Below are 21,632 nucleotides of genomic sequence, written 5' to 3' on the forward strand. Positions count from 1 at the left end.
AGTCAAGCGGGGGTCGGTACGGGTGTTTTTAGTGGCAGTTCTCCATGGGTTCTGATAGATAGGTGAGAAAGCCCGCGATCTGATGTCGTGCGCCGGGCTGGAGATACAAGCGAAGAGGTGGTTTGTGGAAAGACTTTTTATCGTTGGATTCGGTGCGATCGGCAGGCGGGTCGCCACCTTGGCTTTGGAAAACGGGTTGGCGGTCGATACTTTAGCGCGCAAGGAAGCAGCGTTACCCGGAGTGACCCACCACGTGGCGAACCTGGACCTTCCTGCAACCCTGGCGGATCTTCCGACGCGGCAAAGTTGCGTTATCTATCTCGCGCCCCCGCCGGGCGGTGGGCACGAAGAAACCCGAATGCGGAATTTCCTCGCCAGTATTGCCCGTGGTGCCGAGCCGGAAAAAATCATCTACATCAGCACGTCTGGGGTATACGGAGATTGCGGTACCGAGGTGGTCACCGAAGAGACCGCGCCCAACCCGGTGACCAGCAGGGGAAAACGGAGGTTGCACGGCGAACGCCAGGCGACTGCTTGGGGAAAAGAGCGGGGTGTTCCCGTGGTTGTTCTGAGGGTGACGGGGATTTACGCGCCCGACCGGCTTCCGGTCACCCAGTTGACAACCGGGCAGCCGGTGCTGCGCGAAGAGGAGGCGCTCCCGACCAACCGGATCCATGCCGATGATTTGGCGCGGGTCTGCCTGGCGGCGGCGGAAAAGGGGGAGCATGGGGACATTTTCAACGTAAGCGACGGGTCTCCCGGCACCATGACCGAATACTTCAACGCGGCCGCGGACCGGCTCGGGCTACCCCGCCCCCGTCAGGTTTCCCTTGAGGAGGCGCGTCAGGTAATGTCGCCGCTGATGATCTCGTATTTCTCCGAAGCGCGGATCGTCGATAACCGCCGGATGCTGACCAAGCTTGGCATTGACCTGCTCTATCCCAACCTCGAGGCGGGGTTGAAAAGTCCCAACTGAATCGATCGGTAGGATTTTCGGTAGAGGTGGAGGGGTGGGTTTTCTTCGACCGTCAAAAAACGGCCGCGAGCGGGTGATTGGGGCCGTTTTTTTGCTAATTTTTTGTGCAGTCTGCTATCGGTGTACGCAACTGCGCTAAAACAGGTGCCAAGGCGCTCCCTTTCCCACAGGGTTTTCCACAGTCATTGTGGAATAAGCGCCGCTCTGGGCAACCGTTGGCCCCTCTTGGTATCGCGAGCTCTCTTTTTTTTCCACTTCTGGATAAGATATTTTATCTTCGACATATTTTTGACGCCCAGGGGGGGCGCAAACAAAAAAATCCCGGCCGAAAAACGGTCGGGATTTTTTTATGAGGTGGCGTTAGACAGGGGCCCTTTCTACTAATCCGTCGGTGAGAATTTCGAGGAGGCCGGTGACCCGCTCTTTGACGACCGTGGCGCCGGTGAACTCCTTTGATCCTCCCTTTTTCAAGCGGTGGTGAGACCGCCTGGCGGATGAGACAAGTCGCTTTCCGCGTCGCCCCTGTTAACGCCGGTTATTTTTTTACCGCTCCGGAAATACCGTAAGAGGAGTTTGAAGTAGCTGACCGCGCTCTCAACATTCCCCAGGAGGTCGCTTCAGGCTTCCCTTTTGCCAGGTAAAGGGCTTGCACACCACGTCCGGACCCGGGGTCATTGGGGGAAAAGGGTAGTCAGGAACCCAACCGGTTTCTTACGGATATTTCCAGAGCTGCTCGTCTCCGAGTGATGGGTAGTCTAACAGACAAGGGTGCGGTGTCAAGCGTTGCTTTTAAAAAAAATTCGCGCAATGTGCTGTTTTTGCGCTATTTTCTCTCATTAGTGTGACGGCACCCCCGGCCCAATTAGCACTCGATCACGTGAACCGCACAGGATATGCAGGGGTCGTAGGCACGAACCAGCCGTTGCAGGGCCGCCGTCAACTCTCCTTTGTCTGCGTCCGGCATTTGTCGGGTCAGGTCGGACAGGTCTCGGGCCAGGGCGGCGTGGTTTAATGCGGTGGGGGTGATGACGTCAGCCGCGGTGCAGCGGCCATCGGCATCAAAGGCAAAGCTGTGGATGAGGGTGCCGCGGGGTGCCTCGCAGGCGGCACTTCCCGCGCCGGCACGCGGCTTCAGGGCCGGCGGCTCTTCTTGCTGCGGTCCCGTTTCCCAAAGGCGCTCCACGATATCCAGCGCCGCATCCACCGAATGGATCATTTCCACCACTTGCGCCGGGACGTTGCCCCAGATGTCGCAGCCGACGATCGACGGTTCCAGGGCGCGCAGGGCCTCCGCCGCGCGCGGCGACAGCATTGTTCCAAGATTCACCCGGGCGAGAGCCCCCACCGTCATTACCTTGCCCGATACCAGGGAGCGTTTGGCGAACGTCTCCGGCACCACCTCCTCGACGATCCGGCTCCGGTAGTCGGTGACCGGTACGACCGCCCCTTCCGTGCCGTGCAGCAGGGAACCGGAATACCACGTGGCATCGGGCCGTGCGGCGAGATAATCCGGCCGGGTGAGGCGCGGAAAAGGGGGAGGAAATGCGAATAGCTGCACCGCCTGGGCACACTCGGGAACTATCTCCTCCAGTGCATCCTTGAGCCTGCTCAACTCGCCGCGGGCGAGCGGCCTGCCGAGCCGCCCCAGCGCGAGGTTTATCGGGTGGATCAGTCTACCCCCCGCCGTTTCCTGCACCAGATTCGCCGCCTGTTTAATGGCCAAGCCGGCACGGAGCGTTTCCGGTGCCGCCTTGGCGAGGCCGGTGAGTCCGGTTACCCCCAAAAGGTCAGGGAGGACCAGAAAATAGAGGTGCAGGGCGTGGCTTTGGATCTGTCCGGCGTGTGCCATCAGCTCCCGGGTAAGCCGGGTCACCTGGCTCACCTCGATCCCCAGGGCGTTTTCGACGGCATGCAGGGCGGTCACGCGGTGGATCGTGGAACAGAGGGAACAGATCCGACAGATGATATCGGGAATCTCGACGAAGCTCTTTCCCTTCAGAAGCGCCTCGAACAGCCGTGGGGACTCGGTGAGAACCAGCTCCACCCGCGCCACCCGTCCCCCTTCGTAGACGAGCTGAATCATACCATGCCCTTCCACCCGGGTTAGGGGATGGATCTCAATCACGCTGCTCATAGTTCCACCCCGGCGTAAAGCGGCTCATCCTCCTGCGGATATCTTCGCGATCGAATCCCCTTTCCAGGAGCAACTCCATCTCCTGGGCCACGTTCGCCTGACTCACCGGTCCCCGGCACCCTTCGCAGACGATTCCGGTTGCCGGGCAGCGTGCGTTGCACCCCCCCTGGATGATCGGCCCAAGGCAGAGCTCGTCACGGTCCAGCAACAGGCAGCTGTTTTCCCGGCTGCGGCATTCCATGCAGACCGGATAGCAGGTCGTCGGCGGAAGGGTGCCGGCAAGGAGCGAGCCGAGCAGTGCGACCAAGTCGGTTTTTTCGGGGGGGCAGCCGGTGATCGAAAAATCGACCGCGACGAAGTTGGTAAAGGGTGCCGGTGGGATGAGATCCTTTTCCGGCTCCCTGCCGTAAACCGAGCGGAAAAGCTCGGCACGATCGCAGAGCTGGTTGTTCATGGCGGCGACCCCACCGAAGAGGGCACAGGTGCCAAAGGCGATCAGCAGTCGGCTCGCCCGGCGCAGGGCAAACAGGGTGGCCAGGTCCTGAGCCGTCGAAACCGCGCCTTCGATCAGGGCGGCATCGAAACGCTCGTCGTCACCGCCGCTGCTTTCCCCCAAAGGAAAGAACGAAACCTGGAAGCGGTCCAAGATGGTCGGGATCTCCCGTTCGCAGTTGAGGAAGGTCAGCTGACAGCCGGAACAGGCGGTCAGGCCGGCAATGGCGAGCTTCGGTTTTCGCTTCATAACGCCTCCGGAATCTGCCGCAGGACGCTGAGCGGGAAGACCGGTCCGTCCGTGCAGCAAAGAAGTTGTCCCACGGCGCAGTGGCAGCAGCGGCCGATCCCGCAGCACATCCTCCGCTCGAGGCTGAGCAGGATCCGCTCCGGTGCGACCCCGGCTTCTTCCAGCTCGCTGGCCAGGCAGCGGTACACGGCGGGAGGGCCGCAGACGGCGGCGTACGTCCGGTTCGCCTCGAAACGGAACCCCTTGAGCAGATCGGGGAGCAGCCCCACGGCGCATTCGACGTCTCCGGTGGGGCCTTGGGGGGCGAAGTCCACGGTGAGATACAGGCGCAATTTCCGGCGCAGCGCGAGCTCGGCAAGCTCGTCCCGAAAGAGCATGCTCCTGATCTCCTTGGCGCCGTAGAGCAGGGTGATCTCGCCGTACTCCTCGCGGTTGCGGACCAGGTAGTAAAGCAGCGAACGCAAGGGCGCGATCCCCAGCCCTCCCGCCAACAGCAAAACCGGACTCCCCTTCATCCGCTGCACGGGAAAGCCGACGCCGAAGGGACCGCGAACCCCGAGGCGGTTTCCCGGCACCAAGGCCTTCAGACGGTCGGTCACGTGCCCGACACGCCGGATGCAGAGCTCAATAATGCCGTTTTGGCGCGGCATGTCGGCCAGCGAGACCGGGATCTCCCCGGCGCCCGGTACGCTCAGTTGGATGAACTGTCCGGGGATATAGCTGGAAAGCCAACCGGTGGCCGATGGATCGGGGGCGATGCGGATCAGCGAGGTGTCGCCGGTCAGCTCCCGGCGCTCCATCAGGACCGCCGGCGCCGGAACGTGCACGGTAGCGCCATGGGGGGTCATGACACCTCTCCCGTGCCGGTCGCTTGGTCGCGCGTGGTGGCCGGCTCTGCGCCCCGATAGGTGACTTCCAGCACGTTGCGCAGGTCGATCCCAACCGGACAGGCCTTGGCGCACCGGCCGCACCCGACGCAGGACGTCACCCCCTGCAGGGGCGAAAAGCCACAGTACTTGTGCAGGAAGCGGTACCGGAGCCGGTCCAGCCGGGAGCGGCGGAAATCGCCCCCCGCGACTTCACCGTGCTTCTTGAACAGGCAGTTGTCCCACTCCCGGAGCCGGTTGCCCCCATGATCGAGGCTCGGATATTCGCGAACGTCGAAGCAGTAGCAGGTCGGACAGCAGGCCGAACAGGCGCCGCAGGAAAGACATATCCGGGCGTACTCCTCCCAGAGCGGGTTGTCGGAAAAACGGAGCTCCGGGTCCTGCGGCGTCGGCGGCGGGGCCAGGGGAACCAGCAGGGAAGGGAGGTGATCGCTAGACAGGAAGAGGCCGGTTCCCTCGCTCATGATCTTTTCTCCGCGCGGCGAATGCGGCGTGACCAGAAAGCCATTTTCGGCCTGGTCCAGGAACAGATCGACCGCGGCCGGCTGGGCCGGGTCGCAGTAACAGAAGTCATCCGGCTCGCAGGACAACCCCACCAGGGTGAGCCGCTCCCGCCGCCCCGCGTAATTGGGATCCGGGTCGTCGCCCAAAAATACCCGGTCCAGATAGGAAATTGCCTGCAGGTCACAGCGGTGCAGACCGAAGAGGACGAGATTCGGGGCAACGGGTGGCGCCGGTCGATAGCAGCCATCGTTCAGGGTGAGGATCGGGTCGCGGAAGGGGAGCAGGTACTTCTTGGGCGGGATGAGGGTGTGGCGGTACTTGAGTTCAAGATCGTCCGGCGATGTGATCGGTGCGAGTGCGGTGACACCGTTTTCCAGTACCGTCGGGCCATGCACCGTGCCGTAGGGCTCGAGGAGATTCAGGAATGCTTCCAGGTGCCCTTGTGGTAACCATGACATTCTCATGTGAACGACTCCTCTGAAAAGCCCGTAAAGTTTACCCATCGGCCGACGAATGTAAAGGGGAGGAGGCCGCGAGGGCAAAGGGACTCGAGGGATTCCCGTTGACTTACCGCAGCCAAGGTGTTACGTAGAGCGGACGCGCGGCTGACCAGTCTTTCCCGGTCCACACCAGCCCTGCCTGATACCACGGATTCCGCAATGAAAGAGTACGTAGATTTTCACTGTCACATCCTCCCCGCCCTCGACGACGGCGCCGTCGATCTTGCCGACTCCCTCGCCATCGCCCGGGCCCTGTCCGATTTCGGCTTCACCACGGTCCACTGCACGTCCCACCTCATAGCCGAGAGCTATTGCAATCTTCCGGCCCGGGTCACCCAGACCACCGAATCGCTGCAGACCAGACTCAGCGAGAGCGGCATCTCCTTGCGGCTGGTCCCCGGCTCCGAGCACCATCTCAATGCCGGGCTTTTCGACTACCTGGATGCACCACTCACGGTAGGCGGTTCTCGATGGATCCTCGTCGAGGCACCTTTCCGAAGCGATGCCGCTTCGATCCGCACCCTGATACCGCTGCTGCAGGAGCGCGGCCTGCAACCGCTCATCGCCCATCCGGAGCGCTGCAGCGTCTTCAATCCGCCCCCCCGGCGCAAATCGTTTTTCTTCAGGGGGCCGAAGGGCGTGCCCGATCCGGGGCTGTTCCAGGAACTCCGTGCCGCAGGGTGCCGCTTTCAGGGGAACCTCGGCAGTTTTGCCGGATGGTACGGACCGCAGGTGCGCCAGCGCGCCCTGGAAATTCTCGCCGAAGGGGGCTACAGCTGTCTGGGAAGCGACGCGCACCAGCCCGAGGGGCTGGCTGAGATGCTCCAGCAAGGTTACGCGGTACTGGCCGGTGCCATTGGCGCCTCGGCTGCCGATGCATTGCTGCGCGGGGAATTGCTCCAGCTCTCCTGAAAACTTCTGTGCCGGTACGCACCAGCAGCGGGACCGACTCAAACTAGCTGACGCACCGTCCCCCGGGCTCTTCCCGGACCCCTTCCTCTTCTTCTATTTCAAGGGTTTCCTACGGCAGCAATGCCGTTTCCCGCTCCCCGATCCCTTCCCCCCTGAAACACCTGCTCAACTCCTGCCCATCTGTTCAGCCGACGTTTGACTCTTCAATACCTTGAAATCACACCTTTCGGCTATCTTGCCGGCACCGTTTGCTTTCCGCGCAGCACACCTAGATCTGATTTCTATTTGCATTTGTAAACGCTAATGGTGGCCTGGATGCCAGACGTACTGCCCGTTCGGGGATTTTGGGCAGCGAGTCTTTTTTGTGGTCTCCATATTGAAGATAATGAGCTGACTCCAATGAATGATCCGGAGGTGGCTCATGCGACTCGGAACGTTGATGGCGATGGTGGCCGTGGTCGGGGCGGTGGTAACCGTTGGGCCGGCTCGTGCCGATGCCGGAGAAACGAGAATGTACCTGAAGTCGGGGTGGTTTTCGCTGCACGAGACCTTGGGCGGGAGCACGTTCGTCCGTGACGAAGGGTGGATGCATGGCGCGGGAGTGGCGCGAAAAGGGTCCCCCGGAGCCGGACTGGACCTGGAGGGATTACTCGAGGTATGGGGAGGTAACCTGTCTTATGACGGGCATGACTTGAGGAACACGGTCCCGATCAGGTCCCGCACCACCTACCTCGGTACCCGTGAGGAGGTCACGCTGGGCGTGCCGGTAGCGGTGGCGGCGACGCTAACGCTGGAGCCGTATCTCTCGGTGGGGCACAAGTTCTGGATCCGGACCCGGTCCGGTGAAGACTGGAACAGCATCTACGTGAAAGGGGGAGTGGAAGCGGTGTGGAAGGGGAAGAGCTGCTCGGTATTTGCCAAGGGGGGGCCGTTGCTCCCGGTCTACACGCGAAACCACGCCGACTTGAGCGACGCGGGGTACGGCGACGTGGTCACCTATCCCCGCTCCGCGGTGGGGGCCTTCGGGGAGCTTGGAATCCGGCACAGCCGGCTTTCGGTAAGTGTGGAATACGAGGGCTTTCGCTACGCACGGTCGCACAACGTCCCGATGCAGCCGAACGGTACTCCGCCAGGCGTTGCGGCGACCGCCTCGCAGGCATTCCAGCCGGAGACGAGTGTGGACTGGATCTCGCTCCGGCTGACCTACCATTTCTGACCTCAGGAAATGAGCGGCTGGACGACCAGGGCGAGGGTCAAAACGATCATCACCGCCACCGTGATCCAGGCGATCAGGTTGTACGTCTTCGAGTTGACGTGCTCCCCCATCAGTTCCGGCTTGTTGATCAGGATCAGCATGAAGATCAGGACAAAAGGAAGCAGCGCGCCGTTGACCACCTGCGAGATCAGCATGATGGCGACCAAGGGTGCGTTGGGAATCATGATGCAAAGTGCCCCAATCACGATCAGTCCGGTATAAAGCCACATGAATTGCGGAGCCGATTTGAAGTCGTGGTCCACGCCGGACTCCCACCCCATTGCCTCGCAGACGTAATAGGCGGTCGCCAGCGGCAGGATGGACGCCGCAAACAGAGAAGCGTTGGCGAGCCCTACCGCAAAGAGCGCCGAGGCGTATTTCCCCGCCAATGGCTGCAGGGCGACGGCGGCATCCTTGGCATCGTTGATCTGCACGTGGTGCACAAAGAGCGTTGCGCCGCAGGCGACGATGATGAAGAAAGCCACCAGGTCGGTGATGATGCAGCCGACGATGACGTCCAGCCTCGATGCCCCGTAGTCCTCGACGCGAATCCCCTTCTCCACCACGGCCGACTGGATGTAGAACTGCATCCACGGTGCGATGGTGGTGCCGACGATGCCAATCAGCATCATGAGGTAGGAAGGTTTGAAATCAAAGGATGGCGATACCGTCTCCACCATGATCTTCCCCCAGGGGGGATGAGCCAGGAACGCGGAAGCGATGTAGGTGAAATAGATGGTACAGGCAAAGAGAAAGACCTTTTCCACGAACCGATAGCTTCCCTTGACGATCAGCCACCAGACCAGAAAAGCCCCGATCGGAACCGAAATGTACTTGCTGACGCCGAACACCTCCATGGCGGAGGCCCAACCGGCGAACTCGGCTATGGTATTGCCGAGGTCGGCAAGGACCAGGAACAACATCAGGTAGGCCGTCGTCTTCACCCCGAAGTTCTCCCGGATCATATCCGCAAGCGATTTTCCCGACACAACCCCCATTCGGGCGCACATTTCCTGCACCACAATCAAGGCTACGGTGATCGGCAGCAGGGTCCAGAGCATGGAATAGCCGAACTGGGCTCCGGCTACGGAATAGGTGGCGATCCCGCCGGCGTCGTTGTCGACGTTGGCGGTGATGATCCCGGGCCCGATGACGGAGAGAAAGAGAAGTATGCTGCGCTTGTTGAGTCGTTTCATGGCTTTTCCTAGTACGCCGGGTGACGCTTGTGTTTCAGGGCCAGGGGGAGAAACCGTTCGAGAATGTCGTCGACGGTGACGATGCCGGCCATCTTCTTGTGCTCGTCAAGGACCGGGACCGCCACCAGGTTGTACTTGGCGATCACCTCCAGGATCTCTTCCGGCTCGGCATCCACTGGGACGGTCTTCAGGTTCTCGGTCATGACTTCCGCGACCGGGCAGACTTCGTCCTGGATCAAAAGCTCCTTCAACGAGACGACCCCGAGCGGGTGCTCGTTTTTGTCCAGGATGTAGGCGTAGTAAACGGAGTCGACCTCCGGCGCCTGAAGCCTCACCTCCTTAAGCGCCTGCCCCACCGTGAGTCCGGCCGGAATCGAGATGAAGTCGTTGTTCATCATCCCGCCCGCGCAGTCCTCCTCGTGCACCAGCAGTTCCTGGATCTCTTCCGCATCCTCAGGTTCCATCAGCCCCAAGAGTTCTTCCGCTTTCTCGACGGGAAGATCGCCCAGAACGTCGGCGGCCTCGTCCGGGGACATCTCCTCGAGAATGTCCGAGGCGCGCTCGCTGTCGAGTTCGGTGATGATCCGGGTACGCAGTTCCGGTTCGAGTTCGTGGATCGCCTCGCCGGCAGTCTCGTCGTCGAGGGAGTTGAGCACGGTATGGACGTTTTGGCGCGGGACCCGGGAGATGATGTGCGCCAGGTCGGCCGGATGCATCTCCGCCATGTTTTCCCGCGCCATGGTGAGGGTGAGCCGGGCCGCGTTGGGCTCCAGGTGCCCGACGAACTGCCAGCCGATCTCCCGCTCCGGGATGTCGCGCTGCACCAGGCTCCAGACCCGCTCGTAACCCATGCGGCGCAGCAGCCCCCGGAATCCGACGTCGACGGAAAACAGGCAGAGCGAGTTCTTATGGCGCCCCAGTTTCAGATCGTTCACCCGCACGACCTTGGCGCCGTTGACGTCGACGATCTGCTTGTCGAGGATGTCCCGCTTGACCCGGATCTCCCCCGGGGTCTCCCGGTAGCTGGTAAGTTCCGACTCCGAGCTTGCCACCGAAATGACCGCCGGGTTGAAGAGGACCACCTTGCTCCACTCCACGGCGTAGGTTGCCTTTCCCCGGCGCACCAGCACCTGGTTCACAATCGGGAACTCTTCGTCCGGGGTGATGGTGAGATCGCACACCTTCCCGAGAAGCTGTCCCTGGGTATTGGTCAGCCGTTTATCCAGGACCGCGCTCAAATACAGCTGCTGTGGGGTCATCATAGATACTCCTGCGGGTGCCGCCGAATGCGGACGCGCAAAGATGCCTCGGACCGAAGAGCGTTCGGTAAGGTGGCATCCTGATTAACGAGAGAGGGTGGAGATGCGGCGCGGGTAGGCCGCGGTTCCGCCCGGTGATTTCCCCTTGCCGGGGAAGCGACCGAAGCGGGAGAAGGGAAGGGTGCTTCGGGGGGCTAACCGAGGGGCGAGGGGGGATGATTATCTGCCATATGTAAGCTGCAACTATGACTGTCCAAAACGCTAAACTACCTCCGTGGTTGGTTCCGGAGAACGAAAAAGGCCGCGGGAATCCCACGGCCTGACGGTCGATCCGGATTCCCCACTCGTAGGTTTTCGGCAGTGCACAACGTAGGTTCGATAACCAGCTACCTTAGGTAAAGCCTTATGCCGACAATACCTGGTCTACCCATTGGCGTCTTTCGACATTTCTGGGCAGTAGCCTTTGTTCGTGCAAACGCCTCATGCTAACGAGGAATTTAATGAATTTTCTAACTTGTTGAACGGGCAGCGCTTTCTGCTGCCGCTCAAGTATGACCCATGCCTTTTACCAGATTTGGTGCCCGATGACAAGCGATTTCTCGGTTATTTCGCGGCCGAGATGCGCCAGTGACACGTTTTGTGTGTTTATGGCAACAAAAGCACAATCCACTAAAGTTTGCCGGGAACTCCGCCGAAAGGATCAGGATGATCCAAGGCGGACAACGGCGTCCGAGTGGAAGAGTCTTCAAATTTCACAACGAGGTGTTGGCGCATGGAAAAAAGCGGTATCTCCAGGTTCAGTGTTCTGCAGTTGGTTGTCTTTCTCACCGTCGTCTCGGTGGTCGGTCTGATCACCCTCTCTATCGGCTCCTTTTCGGTCATCAAACAAGTGAAGGTGACCGGTCCCATCTATCAGCAGATTGTCCAGGGAAAGGATCTGGTCGCCGATATCCTTCCGCCGCCGGAGTACGTGATCGAATCGTACCTGGTGGTGCTGGAGGCCGGACGGGAGACGGATTCCTCCAAAATCCCCCAGTACCTGGAACGGTTCAAGAAGTTGAAAGCCGACTTCGAGGAGCGGCACACCTACTGGCAGAAGGAACTTGCCGACGGGGAGATCAAGCAACTGATCGTCGAGGGTTCCTACCGTCCCGGCGAGGATTTCTACCAGACGGCCCTGAACGACTATTTCCCGGCGCTGCAGCAGGGGGACGCCGCCAAGGCCGGCGAGGCTTTCACCAAGCTGAGCGCCAGCTACGAGGCTCATCGGCAGCAGATCGACAAGCTGGTTACCGCAACCAACGCCCAAAACGACAAGATCGAGAAGGATTCGGGGCGGCTCCTGGGGACCATCACCATGGTTTTGCTGGTGCTCTGTGTTGCGGTTCTCGGCATCTGCATCGGGTTGAGCGGTTTTGTGATCAAGAGCATCACCAGCAGCATCCGCGCCTGCACTTCTATCACCGACCGGATCGCCCGGGGCGATCTGTCGGTCGAGGTGCCGGTCGAGGGGCGCGGCAGCGTCCGGGTCATGCTTGAGAGCCTTAAATCCATGGTGGAGACCTTCCGCTCCATCGTGACCCAGGTCGGAAGCACCTCTCAGATGTTGGTAGACACTTCCATAAACCTTTCCACCGCCTCCGAGCAGATCGCCGGCAACGCCGAGAACGTGGCGGCCGAATCGACCAGCATCGCCGCGGCCGGCGAGCAGATGGCTTCCACCTCCCACGAGATCTCCGACAGCTGCCACCATGCCGCCGAGAATTCCCGCTCCACCAGCGCTGCCGCCTCGGCCGGCGTGGAGGTCGTGGCCAATACCATTACGGTGATGCAGCAGATTGCCCAGCGGGTCCAGGGGCTTGCCTCCACGGTCGAGCTTCTCGGCAAGCGCAGCGACCAGATCGGTGAGATCATCGGGACCATCGAGGAGATCGCCGATCAGACCAACCTCCTTGCGCTGAACGCGGCCATCGAAGCGGCCCGGGCCGGGGAACAGGGGCGCGGCTTTGCCGTCGTTGCCGACGAGGTCCGCGCGCTGGCCGAAAGGACCACCCGCGCCACCCGGGAAATCGGCGACATGATCAAGGCGATCCAATCGGAGACCCGCGGGGTCGTGGGCGCGATGGAAGAGGGGGTGCGCGAGGTCCAAAGCGGCACCAGCGAGGCGGCACGTTCCAGCTCGGCCCTGAGGGACATCCTGGAACAGGTGAACGTCGTCTCCGGCCAGATCGCCCAGATCGCCTCATCGGCCGAGGAGCAGACCGCGACCACCGGCCTCATCAGCGGCAACATCCAGCAGATCACCACCTTGATTGTCGAGACCGCCCAGGGCTCGCACCGGTGTGCCGCGCAGGCGGGACAGCTGACCACCTGCGCCCGCGACCTGGAGCGGATCATCGGACAGTTCAAGATGGGGTAGAAATATCGGTTTTGTGCTTGGAAAAAGGCGGCCCTGCAGGAGAAGGGGACCGCCTTTTTCTGTAAGGGAGATTCGTCCGGTAGGAGCGGCATTGCTGCCGCGATTGAATCTCTTTGATAAGACCGGTCGCTCCCTACCCTGGGACCGTCATTCCATCGTAGTTACCGCCTTCGGCGGATCGCGCCAGGAATGGCGCTCCCACAGTAAAAAAATCGGTCTTCCGCCAGTTGTGGAAGCTCCGGGGGGGGGGGCGACTGCTGAAGAAACTGGCATTGCCGCAAATTCCGGCAGCGTCTGCCCCGGCCGCTTCCGCTTCAGCTCGCTGTATCGCTGGATTTATAACGCTACCCGGTCGCTGGAACGAATCCTGCTAGGACAGGACATCCAGGCCAAGGGGTGACCGGGACTTCCGGTCGTGGCGTTTTTTGGTGCCATCCCCGGAAATCCTTAGTACTATATGCGACTTCACGCCACTACCGTTGTTTTCGGCGCCGGGGTGCTGATACCGGCCTGATACCGGCGAGCGGCAGAGGTATTCATTACATCAAGGGGGCATAAACATGGGTAACTGTTTGAAACGTCTGATCCTCGGGGGGCTTCTCCTGTTGATGCTGGCTGCGCCGGCGCTGGCAGGGGAAATCAACGTGTCGGCCGCCGCGAGCCTCAAAGAGGCGCTCACCGAAATCGCCAATATCTACATGAAGCGCACCAGCGACGTGAAGGTGGTCTGCAACTTCGGCGCCTCGGGGCTGCTGGCGCAGCAGGTGCTGAACGGGGCGCCGACCGACATCTTCATTTCCGCCAACCTGGAGTGGATCGAATTTCTCAAGGCCAAGGGGGTGCTGGAGCCGCGCAGCATCCGCCCCTTCACCTTCAACGCCCTGGTGTTCGTTGCGGAGCCGTCCAAGAAGGTTGGCTCGCTCGAGGACCTGCTCAAACTGCAGAAGATCGCCATCGGCAGTCCGAAAAGCGTACCGGCCGGGGCCTATGCCATGGACGTGCTCAAGAAGGCGGGATTGGACCAGAAGCTGGGGAAAAGGCTGGTGCTTGCCAAGGACGTGCGGGAATGCCTTGCCTACGCCGAGCGGGGTGAGGTCGACGGCGCTTTCGTCTATCGCAGCGACGCGCTGCAGGCCCAGAAGGTTGCCATCGCCTTCACGGTTCCGCGCGGCAACGGGCCCCGTATCATCTATCCCGGCGCGATGACCGAGACCGGTTCCAAAAAGCAGGAGGCACTGGCATTCTATCGGTTCCTCCAGAGCGGGCCGGCCAAGGCCGTGCTGGCGAAGTACGGATTTTCCAAGAACTGACCACGCCCTTTTCATCGTACGGAACTGCCGTTGAGACTCCCCCTCCCGCCAGGGGAGGGGGGATAACCGGGCCTTTTCCCAGGGCACGGCTTGCCTTAAGAGGACGGAAACGCTCATGGAGTATCTCACCAGCACCGACTTTACTGCCATCAGGCTTTCGGTGAAGGTTGCGCTCGCCGCGACCTTGCTGAGTCTTCCGTTCGGCATCGGATTCGCCTACCTGACCTCCTTCTGCCGTTTCCGCGGGAAGCTCCTCCTTGAGGTACTGATCAACCTCCCGCTCACCCTGCCTCCGGTCGTCATCGGCTACCTGCTGCTCATCTCCCTCGGCACCCACGGCTGGCTCGCACCGCTTTTCAACCTGCTGGGGATCAAGCTGATCTTCACCTGGAAGGCGGCCGTCCTCGCCTCGGCACTGGTCGGGTTTCCCCTGCTGGTCCGATCCATCCGCATCGGGATGGAATCGCTCGACCCCCAGTTGATCAGCGCTTCGCGGACCCTGGGCGCCCGGCGCCTGGACATTCTCTGCACCGTCATCCTGCCGCTGTCGGTCCGGGGCATCTGCGCCGGGTCGTCGCTCATGTTTGCGCGCAGCCTCGGCGAGTTCGGCGCTACCATCATCGTCGCCGGGAACATCCCCGGTGTCACCCAGACCATCCCCCTGGCCATCTACGACTACACGAGCTCTCCCACCGGCCAGGGAACCGCGCTCTCCCTTTGCATCGTTTCGGTGGTCCTTTCCGTTCTGGTGCTGGGGATCCACGAAACGGTGGGGCGCAAGTTTACGAGGAGGGCGTGATGGAACTGCGGATGGCGGTAGACAAGCGCTTCCCCGGATTCGAACTGGCGACGGACTTTTCCGTCGCCGGGGGGCGGGTGGGGATCTTCGGGGTTTCCGGCAGCGGAAAGTCGACCCTGGTTTCCCTGCTGGCCGGCCTGAGCCATCCGGACCAGGGAGAGATCGTCCTGGACGGGGAATACCTTTTCAGCAGCAGCAAGCGGATCTCGGTGCCCCCGGAGCGCCGGCGCATCGCCATGGTTTTCCAAAACGCCTGCCTCTTTCCCCATCTGAGCGTGAAGGGGAATCTCCTCTACGGTTTCAAGCGCTGTACGCCGGGGCACCGGAAGATCGACCCGGACACCCTGATCGACGTGTTGAAGCTGGAACCGTTGCTGCAGCGGGGGGTGAATATGCTGTCGGGTGGGGAGAAACAGCGGGTGGCGCTGGGACGGGCGATCCTCGCCAACCCGAGGCTTTTGCTCATGGACGAGCCGCTCTCTGCGCTGGACGACTCGCACAAGCTGCAGATCATCGAGTACCTGCGCAGCGCCGGGGATCAGTTCGGGATTCCGTACCTTTTCATCTCCCACTCGCTTCTGGAGATCCGGTTGATGACCGATGAGGTGCTTGCGGTCGGCGGTGGAAGGATTCTGGGGCAGACGACTCCGGAGGAACTCGCCCGTCAGCGAATGGGGCGCAGCCAGGTCGGCTACATCAACCTCATCCGGGGAGATTTGGTACGGAGGCTGGGTGGAATGCAGGTCTACCGGTGGGGGGACGCCGAGCTTTTCGTTTCGACGGCGAGTCAGGAGGAAACCCCGCTCTTCGAGCTTTCCTCCCGGGACATCATCCTTTTCAAGAAACACCCTGAGGCGATCAGTGCCCGCAACCTTTTGCATTGCAAAGTGGTAGACACCTTCGCTTCGGGAAACAAGGTGGGGGTGGAGCTATCGGTCGGCGGCCAGCGGCTGATCGCCGAGGTGGTGGGGGAGGCGGCGGACGAACTTGCCATCCAGGCCCGGGCCGATATCTACGCGGTAATCAAGGCCTCGTCCTTCCGGACCCTTACCTGAAAAACGCTTACCTGGAACCCCTTCAGATCCCTTCCTCGATCCACGCCCCCCCGACAACCCGCTCGCCATCGTAAAGAACCACCGCCTGCCCCGGCGTCACCCCGTACTGGGGATCGACGAAATCCACCCGGAGCTTGCCGTCCGGCAGCAAGGCCGCCCGGCACGGCACCGGTTTCTGCCGATAGCGGATGCTGCAGGTCAGTTCCACCGCCTCCGCAGGAGCAACCGAGGTCCAGGTCGGGGTTGCGGCCACAAGGCCGGTGCGGCGCAGCTCCTCCCGCGGTCCCACGATCACCCGCGAGTGCTCCCGGTCCAGCCCGGTGACGTAGAGCGGCGCTTCCCAGGCGATGCCCAAACCGCGGCGCTGGCCGACGGTGTACTGGTGGATCCCCTTGTGGGTTCCGACCTTCACCCCGGCGCCGGTAACGATGTCTCCGGCGGAAGAGGGGATGCCGTTGGCCTCGAGGTAGCCGACGTAGTCGTTGTCGGGGATGAAGCAGATCTCCTGGCTTTCCTTCTTGGCGGCAACCGGGAGGTTGAAACGGGTGGCCAGTTCGCGCACCTGCGGCTTCTCCAATTCCCCTACCGGGAAAAGGATGCGCGAGAGCTGAGGCTGGCTCATCCCGAAGAGGAAGTAGGACTGGTCCTTGCCCGGGTCGAGCCCCTTGAGGAGCTGGTAGATCCCGTCCGGATCGCGGCGGATGCGGGCGTAGTGGCCGGTGGCCAGCGAATCGGCACCAAAGGAGTCGGCCATCTCCAGGAGGAGGCCGAACTTGATCCGCTCGTTGCACCGGGCGCAGGGATTGGGGGTCCGGCCGGCGGCGTACTCCTCCAGGAAGTTGTCCATCACCAGTTCCTTGAACCGGTCCCTCAGGTCGATGACTTCGAAGGGGATTCCCAGCCTTTTGGCAACCCGGCCGGCGTCGAGGACGTCGGTAAGGGAGCAGCAGGTCTTGCCGGTTGACGCCTGCGACTCGGGTCTTTCATAGAGCTGCATCGAAACGCCGATGACGTTGTATCCCTGTTCCTTCAATAACGCGGCGCTGACCGAGGAATCGACCCCCCCGCTCATTGCCATCAGTACGGTCTTTTTATCCATCTAGGTTCTCTTTGCTGGTGCGTGATACGAAAGACTCCGGATACCGGGCTCTCCAAAACATGAAGGCGCGAGGCTGTCAAAGCTCGCGCCGATGCTGATTAAACAATTAATGGGGGGCGGATGGCAAGGGGAAAGTGCGGAGGACCATGGCGCCGGGGGAATACCCTGGTTCAGCGGAGAAGTTGTTATCGCTGTGGGAGCGCCCTTCCCGACGCGATTGACCGCATCCGTGGCATCGCCTTCGGCGGATCGCGCCTGGAAAGGGGCTCCCACAGGGTAGGGCAGGCTCTCTTTCTGTTCAGAAAGAGTCGATCGCGCAGGAAGGTCGCTCCGGCAAAGGGGGGGCTTATTCTTCCCCTTTCTCCAAGGTCAGGACGTAGTAGCCGTCGGTCTCCTTGAGGCCGAGGAGCTTGTGCCCGTCGGCCTTCAGGCTGCGCGGCACGTTCTTTACCGGCTCCCCGTCGTCCAAGAGAAACTCCACCGTTTCCCCCGTCTCGATATCCTCGAGCGCCAGTTTTGCCTTTACGAAGTTGGTGGGGCAGGACACCCCTCTCAGATCGATCTGTTCCATATGTAGAGTCCTCGTTGTTTGGATGGATGAGGGGGCGCAGCATGCTGCGCCCCTCCGTTCGACTGAATTTCACCGCCCCAGTGGCATCTGGGTTTCGATCACCTGCGGCGGTATCGTAGCATCCAGCACGTATTCCGGGAAGTCCTTGCGGAGGTATTCCAGAAGCGAATCCGGGCCCTGCTGCAGGATGATGTCGCCCAGGCGGGTCCTCCCGGCGCCTTCCGCCTTTTCCTGGTACCAGGCGAGGACGGCGGCGATGAAGTCGACCACCTTTTCCTCGGGGAGAAACGTTGCGAACACCGTTCCGACCAGCGGACGGCGGCCCCACTTGCCGCCGATGCGGACCGTGTAGCCGCGCTTGGCGCTTTTCCAGGCCCCGGTGGGGCAGACCTTCACGCAGTCGCCGCAGTAGATGCATTTCTCCGGGGTGAACGCCGGCTTGTCACCGTCCATGGCAATGGCGCCTTCCACGCAGGACTTGGCGCACAGCCCGCAGGAGATGCACTCGGCCTCGGTCAGCTCCGGCCAGATGGCACCCTGGAAGCCGACGTCGTTGATTGCCGACTTGGGGCAGTCGAAGGGACAGCCGGCAAAGCCGACCTTGAACTTGTGGTGCCCGGTCGGGGTGCCAAAGAGGTGCTGGTCCACTTCCAGCGCAGACTTCTGGGTGTCGACCAGGCCGTTGGGGTTGTATTCGCAGCCGCCGCAGGCCGTCGGGACCCGGACCCGGGCGCCGCACGAGGCGACCTTCTGCTGCTCCTCGCCGAGTTCGGCGACCACCGCATCGAAATCGGCAAAGTTGATGTTGATCAGTTCGACCGATTGCCGGACCGAGAGGTGAACGTACCCCTGCCCGTATTTCTTGGCGACTTCGGCGATCTTACCCAGCCGCTCCACTGACAGCCGTCCGCCGGGAACCCTCAGCCGTACCGTAAAAAGATCCTTGCCGCGTTCCTTGATGAAACCGCCCGCCTTCAGGTTTTTCAGATCTATCTTTGCGTCTGCCACGTTTGCCGCTCCTCTATTGAATTCACTTAAAACAGTTCAATTTCCACCGGGGCAACGGTCCCTTCGGAGATGGTGAAGGCCTTGGCTACCGGTGTTTCCTGGTCCATGAGCGATACGATGAGATGCGCCACTCCCGGCGTCAGGGCCAGCCGGATGTCCTCTTGGGACGGGCGTGCCGGGGATTCGGGGTGGGAGTGGTAGATCACCAGCATCGACTGCTCCGCAGCCCGGAGTTCCTTCACCAGGGCGAACTGCTCCTTCGGGTCCATCATGAAATGCTCGTTGCTCTGGTCGGTGTTGGTCATGCGGTGATGACTGAGCACCTCGCTCCCCCGCCCGCCCAAGATGCCGCAGACCTCCAGCGGGAATCCCTCCCGGGCGTGCTCCAGCACCGCCTCGTGGATCTCTCTCGGTATCCGCAGCATGTCAGTGCCCCAGGTCGCAGACGGTCATCGCGTCGAGTTCGTCCTTCAGGGTCGTGATGGTCGGATGTTCCCCGCAGATCGGGCACTTCGGGTTCTTCCGGAAGGGGATTTCGCGGAAACGCATCCTCAGCGCGCTGTAGGTAAGGAGCCGTCCGGTAAGGAGGTCTCCCTGGCCGAGCAGGTACTTGATCGCCTCGGTCGCCTGGATCGTGCCGAGCACCCCCGGGAGCACCCCGATGACCCCGGCCTGGGAGCAGCTCGGGATGGCGTCCTTGGGGGGCGGTTCCGGGAAGATGCAGCGATAGCAGGGGGACTGCCCCGGGGCGACGGTCATGGTCTGCCCGTCGAACTGGAGGATGCCGCCGTGGGAGTACGGCTTGCCCCCCAGCACGCAGGCGTCGTTGATGAGGAACTTGGCGGCGAAGTTGTCGGTTCCGTCGATTACGAAGTCGTAGTCGGCGATCATGTCGGCGATGTTCGCTGCCGAGACCCACTCCTGGTAGGTCCGCACCTCGACGTCCGGGTTGATTGCCTGCATCTTCTCCTTCGCGGAGATGACCTTCGGTTTGCCGACGTCGGGAGTGAAATGGATCACCTGGCGCTGCAGGTTCGTGACGTCGACGTCGTCGGCGTCGGCGATGCCGATGGTGCCGACACCGGCAGCGGCCAGATAGAGGGCGATCGGTGAGCCGAGCCCGCCGGCACCGATGATGAGGACCTTTCCCTCCAAAAGCTTTTTCTGGCCTTTACCCCCCACTTCCTTCAACAGGATGTGGCGCGAGTAACGGTTGATCTGATCTTCGGTCAGCTTCACTACAGAGCCCCTCCGCCCATGAAATAAAGAAATTCCACCGTGTCCCCGTCCTGAACCGGGCTCGCCGCGAAGCTTTCCCGGTCGAGGATGTCGCCGTTCAGCTCGACGGTCACGTACTCCTTCTGGGAGACGTTGAGAAGGTCGAGCAGTTGTAGGACGGAGACATTTCCCTGCGCCTCGATGGTGGCCGATTTGCCATTTACCGTAAGGTTCATTTTTTTCTCCTGTTGCGGCTTCTGCGGAAGCGGCGGCAGCGCCGGCCATTTCCGGATCCCGGTTCCTGCGGCGCTACGTGGCATTGTCCGAAAACCGGGAGACCAGGAGGCCGCCCACCTTACCTCAAAGCCCCGATTTTGTCCACGCTCCGTGGCGCGCTGCATATAGAATTGCGGTTTTCGAATTGTCCCAGGATGAGGCGGTTGGTCGGGACAACCTCATCCTTTACTTGATGTCAGAGCTGGTCCAAGGCTGCAGCGAAGTCGGCGATGATGTCTTCGGCATCCTCGATCCCCGTGGAGACCCGTACCAGTTCCTCGCTGACTCCCATGAGCGCCTTCACCTCGGCGGTGTAGTCGGCGCAGATGGTGCTGGCCGGATGGATCACCAGGGTCTTGGTGTCGCCGATGTTGGCGAGGTTCTTGGCCAGCTTCAGGGCATTGATCACCCGGAACGCGCTGGCCCGGTCCTTGAGCCCGAAGGTGAGGAGCCCTCCGAAACGCCCGTTGAACTGCCGGTTGGCAACCGCGAAATAGGGAGAGTCCGGCAGGCCCGGGTAGTTCACCCAGCCGACCTTTTCGTGTCCTTTGAGGAAGGTCGCAAGCTTGAGGGCATTGGCGCAATGCCGCTCCATGCGCAGCGCCAGGGTTTCCAGCCCTTCCCCGTTGAGAAAGGCGTTGAAGGGTGCGGCGCAGGCACCGAGGTCCTTGTGGATCAGTTTGCGAACCCGTGCCGAGAAGGCGAAATTCCGGTACTTCTTGAAATACGGCTCGAAGTGGGGAAATTTCTCGCTCTGCCAGTTGAAGGTGCCGCAGTCGACGATCGCCCCGCCGATGGAGTTGGCGGTGCCGTTTATATATTTGCTGGTGGAATGGATGACGACGTCCGCGCCGAGGTACTTGGCCCGGGCGAGGTACGGGGTGGAGACGGTCGCATCGACCAGAAGCGGGATGCCGTGCTGTTTGGCGATGGCAGCGATCGCCGCGAGATCCGGGACGTCCATCTTCGGGTTGCCGATGGATTCGACGAAGATGAGCCGGGTGGCGGCGCTGATGCCGGCGGCGAGGGCGTCGAGATCGGTCGGGTCCACGAAGCGGGTCTTAACTCCGAAGTTGCCGAGGGTGTCTTTGAAAAGCGAGTAGGTCCCCCCGAACAGGGAGGATGAGGAGAGAATTTCGTCACCGGCACGCACGATCGCCATGACGGCGGTGGTGATGGCGGCCATGCCTGAGGCGGTGAGGATGGTGGAGATCCCGTCTTCGACGACCGTGAGGCGTTTCTCCAGGCTTTCCAGGGTGGGGTTCCCGATGCGGGTGTAGACCTGGCCTACCGCCCGGCCCCGGAAGATATCTTCCAGTTCTTCAGCGGTGTCGTAGGCAAATGCGGACGCCTGGACGATGGGAGGCTTGGTGGCGCCGGACGGGCCGGGGGCGGATCCCCCATGCACGAGCAGCGTATCGAGTTTCAGGCTTTGCCCCAGATTCCCCACAAACCCTCCTTCGCCGGATGGCGGTGTTTAAAAAAATAGCTGACCTGCAAACTGTGGTGCGA

The 21,632-nt window shown here is 61.6% G+C and carries 21 protein-coding genes and 1 riboswitch; of the genes, 8 read left to right on the plus strand and 13 right to left on the minus strand.

Features of this window, described 5'->3' with window-relative positions:
- Positions 1–124: 124 nt before the first annotated feature.
- A complete protein-coding gene (locus JFN93_RS02765; protein WP_199382462.1) occupies positions 125–976 on the plus strand; it encodes an NAD-dependent epimerase/dehydratase family protein in 852 nt (283 codons plus the stop codon).
- Positions 977–1,838: 862 nt separating this feature from the next.
- Here the strand turns inward: JFN93_RS02765 and JFN93_RS02770 are convergent.
- From JFN93_RS02770 to JFN93_RS02785, 4 genes are read right to left on the minus strand one after another with little or no spacing between them, the layout of a single operon-like run.
- The gene (locus tag JFN93_RS02770; RefSeq protein ID WP_199382463.1) at positions 1,839–3,110 is read right to left on the minus strand and encodes a Ni/Fe hydrogenase subunit alpha; all 1,272 of its coding nucleotides are present in this window, start codon (positions 3,108–3,110) and stop codon (positions 1,839–1,841) included.
- The gene (locus tag JFN93_RS02775; RefSeq protein ID WP_199382464.1) at positions 3,094–3,852 is read right to left on the minus strand and encodes an NADH-quinone oxidoreductase subunit B family protein; all 759 of its coding nucleotides are present in this window, start codon (positions 3,850–3,852) and stop codon (positions 3,094–3,096) included. The genes JFN93_RS02770 and JFN93_RS02775 overlap by 17 nt, the downstream gene beginning before the upstream one ends.
- The gene (locus tag JFN93_RS02780) at positions 3,849–4,700 is read right to left on the minus strand and encodes an FAD/NAD(P)-binding protein (protein WP_199382465.1); all 852 of its coding nucleotides are present in this window, start codon (positions 4,698–4,700) and stop codon (positions 3,849–3,851) included. The genes JFN93_RS02775 and JFN93_RS02780 overlap by 4 nt, the downstream gene beginning before the upstream one ends.
- A complete protein-coding gene (locus JFN93_RS02785; RefSeq protein WP_199382466.1) occupies positions 4,697–5,707 on the minus strand; it encodes a 4Fe-4S dicluster domain-containing protein in 1,011 nt (336 codons plus the stop codon). The genes JFN93_RS02780 and JFN93_RS02785 overlap by 4 nt, the downstream gene beginning before the upstream one ends.
- Before the next feature lie 195 nt (positions 5,708–5,902).
- On the opposite strand from JFN93_RS02785, the gene JFN93_RS02790 reads away from it, so the two are divergent.
- Positions 5,903–6,655 (plus strand): tyrosine-protein phosphatase, encoded by a 753-nt coding sequence (locus JFN93_RS02790; RefSeq protein WP_199382467.1) that lies wholly within the window; start codon positions 5,903–5,905, stop codon positions 6,653–6,655.
- 421 nt (positions 6,656–7,076) lie between these two features.
- On the plus strand, positions 7,077–7,871 hold the full coding sequence (locus JFN93_RS02795) for a hypothetical protein (protein ID WP_199382468.1): 795 nt from the start codon (positions 7,077–7,079) through the stop codon (positions 7,869–7,871).
- Positions 7,872–7,873: 2 nt separating this feature from the next.
- Here the strand turns inward: JFN93_RS02795 and JFN93_RS02800 are convergent, their stop codons facing one another.
- Complete coding sequence (locus JFN93_RS02800) at positions 7,874–9,106, minus strand: Nramp family divalent metal transporter (RefSeq protein WP_199382469.1); 1,233 nt, start codon at positions 9,104–9,106, stop codon at positions 7,874–7,876.
- A gap of 8 nt (positions 9,107–9,114) precedes the next feature.
- A complete protein-coding gene (locus JFN93_RS02805) occupies positions 9,115–10,368 on the minus strand; it encodes a magnesium transporter (RefSeq protein WP_199382470.1) in 1,254 nt (417 codons plus the stop codon).
- A gap of 329 nt (positions 10,369–10,697) precedes the next feature.
- Positions 10,698–10,865, minus strand: a riboswitch (M-box (ykoK) riboswitch).
- Between the two features lie 272 nt (positions 10,866–11,137).
- Between JFN93_RS02805 and JFN93_RS02810 the strand changes: the two genes are divergently transcribed.
- The 5 genes from JFN93_RS02810 to modC all read left to right on the plus strand — a co-directional run bounded on the left by JFN93_RS02810 (position 11,138) and on the right by modC (position 15,948).
- On the plus strand, positions 11,138–12,784 hold the full coding sequence (locus JFN93_RS02810; protein ID WP_199382471.1) for a methyl-accepting chemotaxis protein: 1,647 nt from the start codon (positions 11,138–11,140) through the stop codon (positions 12,782–12,784).
- Positions 12,785–12,875: 91 nt separating this feature from the next.
- Complete coding sequence (locus JFN93_RS02815; protein WP_199382472.1) at positions 12,876–13,184, plus strand: hypothetical protein; 309 nt, start codon at positions 12,876–12,878, stop codon at positions 13,182–13,184.
- Between the two features lie 160 nt (positions 13,185–13,344).
- Positions 13,345–14,094 carry a molybdate ABC transporter substrate-binding protein gene (gene modA, locus JFN93_RS02820; protein ID WP_199382473.1) on the plus strand — a complete coding sequence of 250 codons (750 nt, stop codon included), beginning with the start codon at positions 13,345–13,347 and terminating at the stop codon, positions 14,092–14,094.
- Between the two features lie 115 nt (positions 14,095–14,209).
- Positions 14,210–14,893, plus strand: a complete 684-nt coding sequence (gene modB, locus JFN93_RS02825) for a molybdate ABC transporter permease subunit (protein WP_199382474.1) — start codon at positions 14,210–14,212, stop codon at positions 14,891–14,893.
- On the plus strand, positions 14,893–15,948 hold the full coding sequence (gene modC / locus JFN93_RS02830) for a molybdenum ABC transporter ATP-binding protein (RefSeq protein ID WP_199382475.1): 1,056 nt from the start codon (positions 14,893–14,895) through the stop codon (positions 15,946–15,948). The genes modB and modC overlap by 1 nt, the downstream gene beginning before the upstream one ends.
- Positions 15,949–15,970: 22 nt before the next feature.
- On the opposite strand, the gene mnmA is transcribed toward modC, so the two are convergent.
- The 7 genes from mnmA to JFN93_RS02865 all read right to left on the minus strand — a co-directional run bounded on the left by mnmA (position 15,971) and on the right by JFN93_RS02865 (position 21,570).
- Entirely contained in the window at positions 15,971–17,047 is a 1,077-nt protein-coding gene (gene mnmA / locus JFN93_RS02835) for a tRNA 2-thiouridine(34) synthase MnmA (protein WP_199382476.1), read from the minus strand.
- 346 nt (positions 17,048–17,393) lie between these two features.
- Positions 17,394–17,618, minus strand: coding sequence for a sulfurtransferase TusA family protein (locus JFN93_RS02840; protein WP_199382477.1), 225 nt, complete (start codon positions 17,616–17,618; stop codon positions 17,394–17,396).
- 69 nt (positions 17,619–17,687) lie between these two features.
- Positions 17,688–18,626, minus strand: coding sequence for a 4Fe-4S dicluster domain-containing protein (locus JFN93_RS02845; protein WP_199382478.1), 939 nt, complete (start codon positions 18,624–18,626; stop codon positions 17,688–17,690).
- A 26-nt stretch (positions 18,627–18,652) separates the two neighbouring features.
- Entirely contained in the window at positions 18,653–19,051 is a 399-nt protein-coding gene (locus JFN93_RS02850) for a Mov34/MPN/PAD-1 family protein (RefSeq protein WP_199382479.1), read from the minus strand.
- Between the two features lies 1 nt (position 19,052).
- Positions 19,053–19,865, minus strand: coding sequence for a HesA/MoeB/ThiF family protein (locus tag JFN93_RS02855; protein WP_199382480.1), 813 nt, complete (start codon positions 19,863–19,865; stop codon positions 19,053–19,055).
- Positions 19,865–20,080, minus strand: a complete 216-nt coding sequence (gene thiS, locus JFN93_RS02860) for a sulfur carrier protein ThiS (protein WP_199382481.1) — start codon at positions 20,078–20,080, stop codon at positions 19,865–19,867. The genes JFN93_RS02855 and thiS overlap by 1 nt, the downstream gene beginning before the upstream one ends.
- A gap of 236 nt (positions 20,081–20,316) precedes the next feature.
- A complete protein-coding gene (locus JFN93_RS02865; protein WP_328753512.1) occupies positions 20,317–21,570 on the minus strand; it encodes an O-acetylhomoserine aminocarboxypropyltransferase/cysteine synthase family protein in 1,254 nt (417 codons plus the stop codon).
- Positions 21,571–21,632: the final 62 nt, after the last annotated feature.

The sequence above is a fragment of the Geomesophilobacter sediminis genome (assembly GCF_016458275.1).
GTDB classification, from domain to species: Bacteria; Desulfobacterota; Desulfuromonadia; order Geobacterales; family Geobacteraceae; genus Geomesophilobacter; species Geomesophilobacter sediminis.

Excerpts from the sequence above, each read along its gene's own strand:
- JFN93_RS02800 (WP_199382469.1), bottom strand. The coding sequence starts at position 9,106 with ATGAAACGACTCAACAAGCGCAGCATACTTCTCTTTCTCTCCGTCATC.
- JFN93_RS02850 (WP_199382479.1), bottom strand. The coding sequence starts at position 19,051 with ATGCTGCGGATACCGAGAGAGATCCACGAGGCGGTGCTGGAGCACGCC.
- modC (WP_199382475.1), top strand. The coding sequence starts at position 14,893 with ATGGAACTGCGGATGGCGGTAGACAAGCGCTTCCCCGGATTCGAACTG.
- JFN93_RS02840 (WP_199382477.1), bottom strand. The coding sequence starts at position 17,618 with ATGGAACAGATCGATCTGAGAGGGGTGTCCTGCCCCACCAACTTCGTA.
- mnmA (WP_199382476.1), bottom strand. The coding sequence starts at position 17,047 with ATGGATAAAAAGACCGTACTGATGGCAATGAGCGGGGGGGTCGATTCC.
- JFN93_RS02805 (WP_199382470.1), bottom strand. The coding sequence starts at position 10,368 with ATGATGACCCCACAGCAGCTGTATTTGAGCGCGGTCCTGGATAAACGG.
- modA (WP_199382473.1), top strand. The coding sequence starts at position 13,345 with ATGGGTAACTGTTTGAAACGTCTGATCCTCGGGGGGCTTCTCCTGTTG.
- JFN93_RS02775 (WP_199382464.1), bottom strand. The coding sequence starts at position 3,852 with ATGAAGCGAAAACCGAAGCTCGCCATTGCCGGCCTGACCGCCTGTTCC.
- JFN93_RS02790 (WP_199382467.1), top strand. The coding sequence starts at position 5,903 with ATGAAAGAGTACGTAGATTTTCACTGTCACATCCTCCCCGCCCTCGAC.
- thiS (WP_199382481.1), bottom strand. The coding sequence starts at position 20,080 with ATGAACCTTACGGTAAATGGCAAATCGGCCACCATCGAGGCGCAGGGA.
- modB (WP_199382474.1), top strand. The coding sequence starts at position 14,210 with ATGGAGTATCTCACCAGCACCGACTTTACTGCCATCAGGCTTTCGGTG.
- JFN93_RS02810 (WP_199382471.1), top strand. The coding sequence starts at position 11,138 with ATGGAAAAAAGCGGTATCTCCAGGTTCAGTGTTCTGCAGTTGGTTGTC.
- JFN93_RS02795 (WP_199382468.1), top strand. The coding sequence starts at position 7,077 with ATGCGACTCGGAACGTTGATGGCGATGGTGGCCGTGGTCGGGGCGGTG.
- JFN93_RS02785 (WP_199382466.1), bottom strand. The coding sequence starts at position 5,707 with ATGAGAATGTCATGGTTACCACAAGGGCACCTGGAAGCATTCCTGAAT.
- JFN93_RS02780 (WP_199382465.1), bottom strand. The coding sequence starts at position 4,700 with ATGACCCCCCATGGCGCTACCGTGCACGTTCCGGCGCCGGCGGTCCTG.
- JFN93_RS02770 (WP_199382463.1), bottom strand. The coding sequence starts at position 3,110 with ATGAGCAGCGTGATTGAGATCCATCCCCTAACCCGGGTGGAAGGGCAT.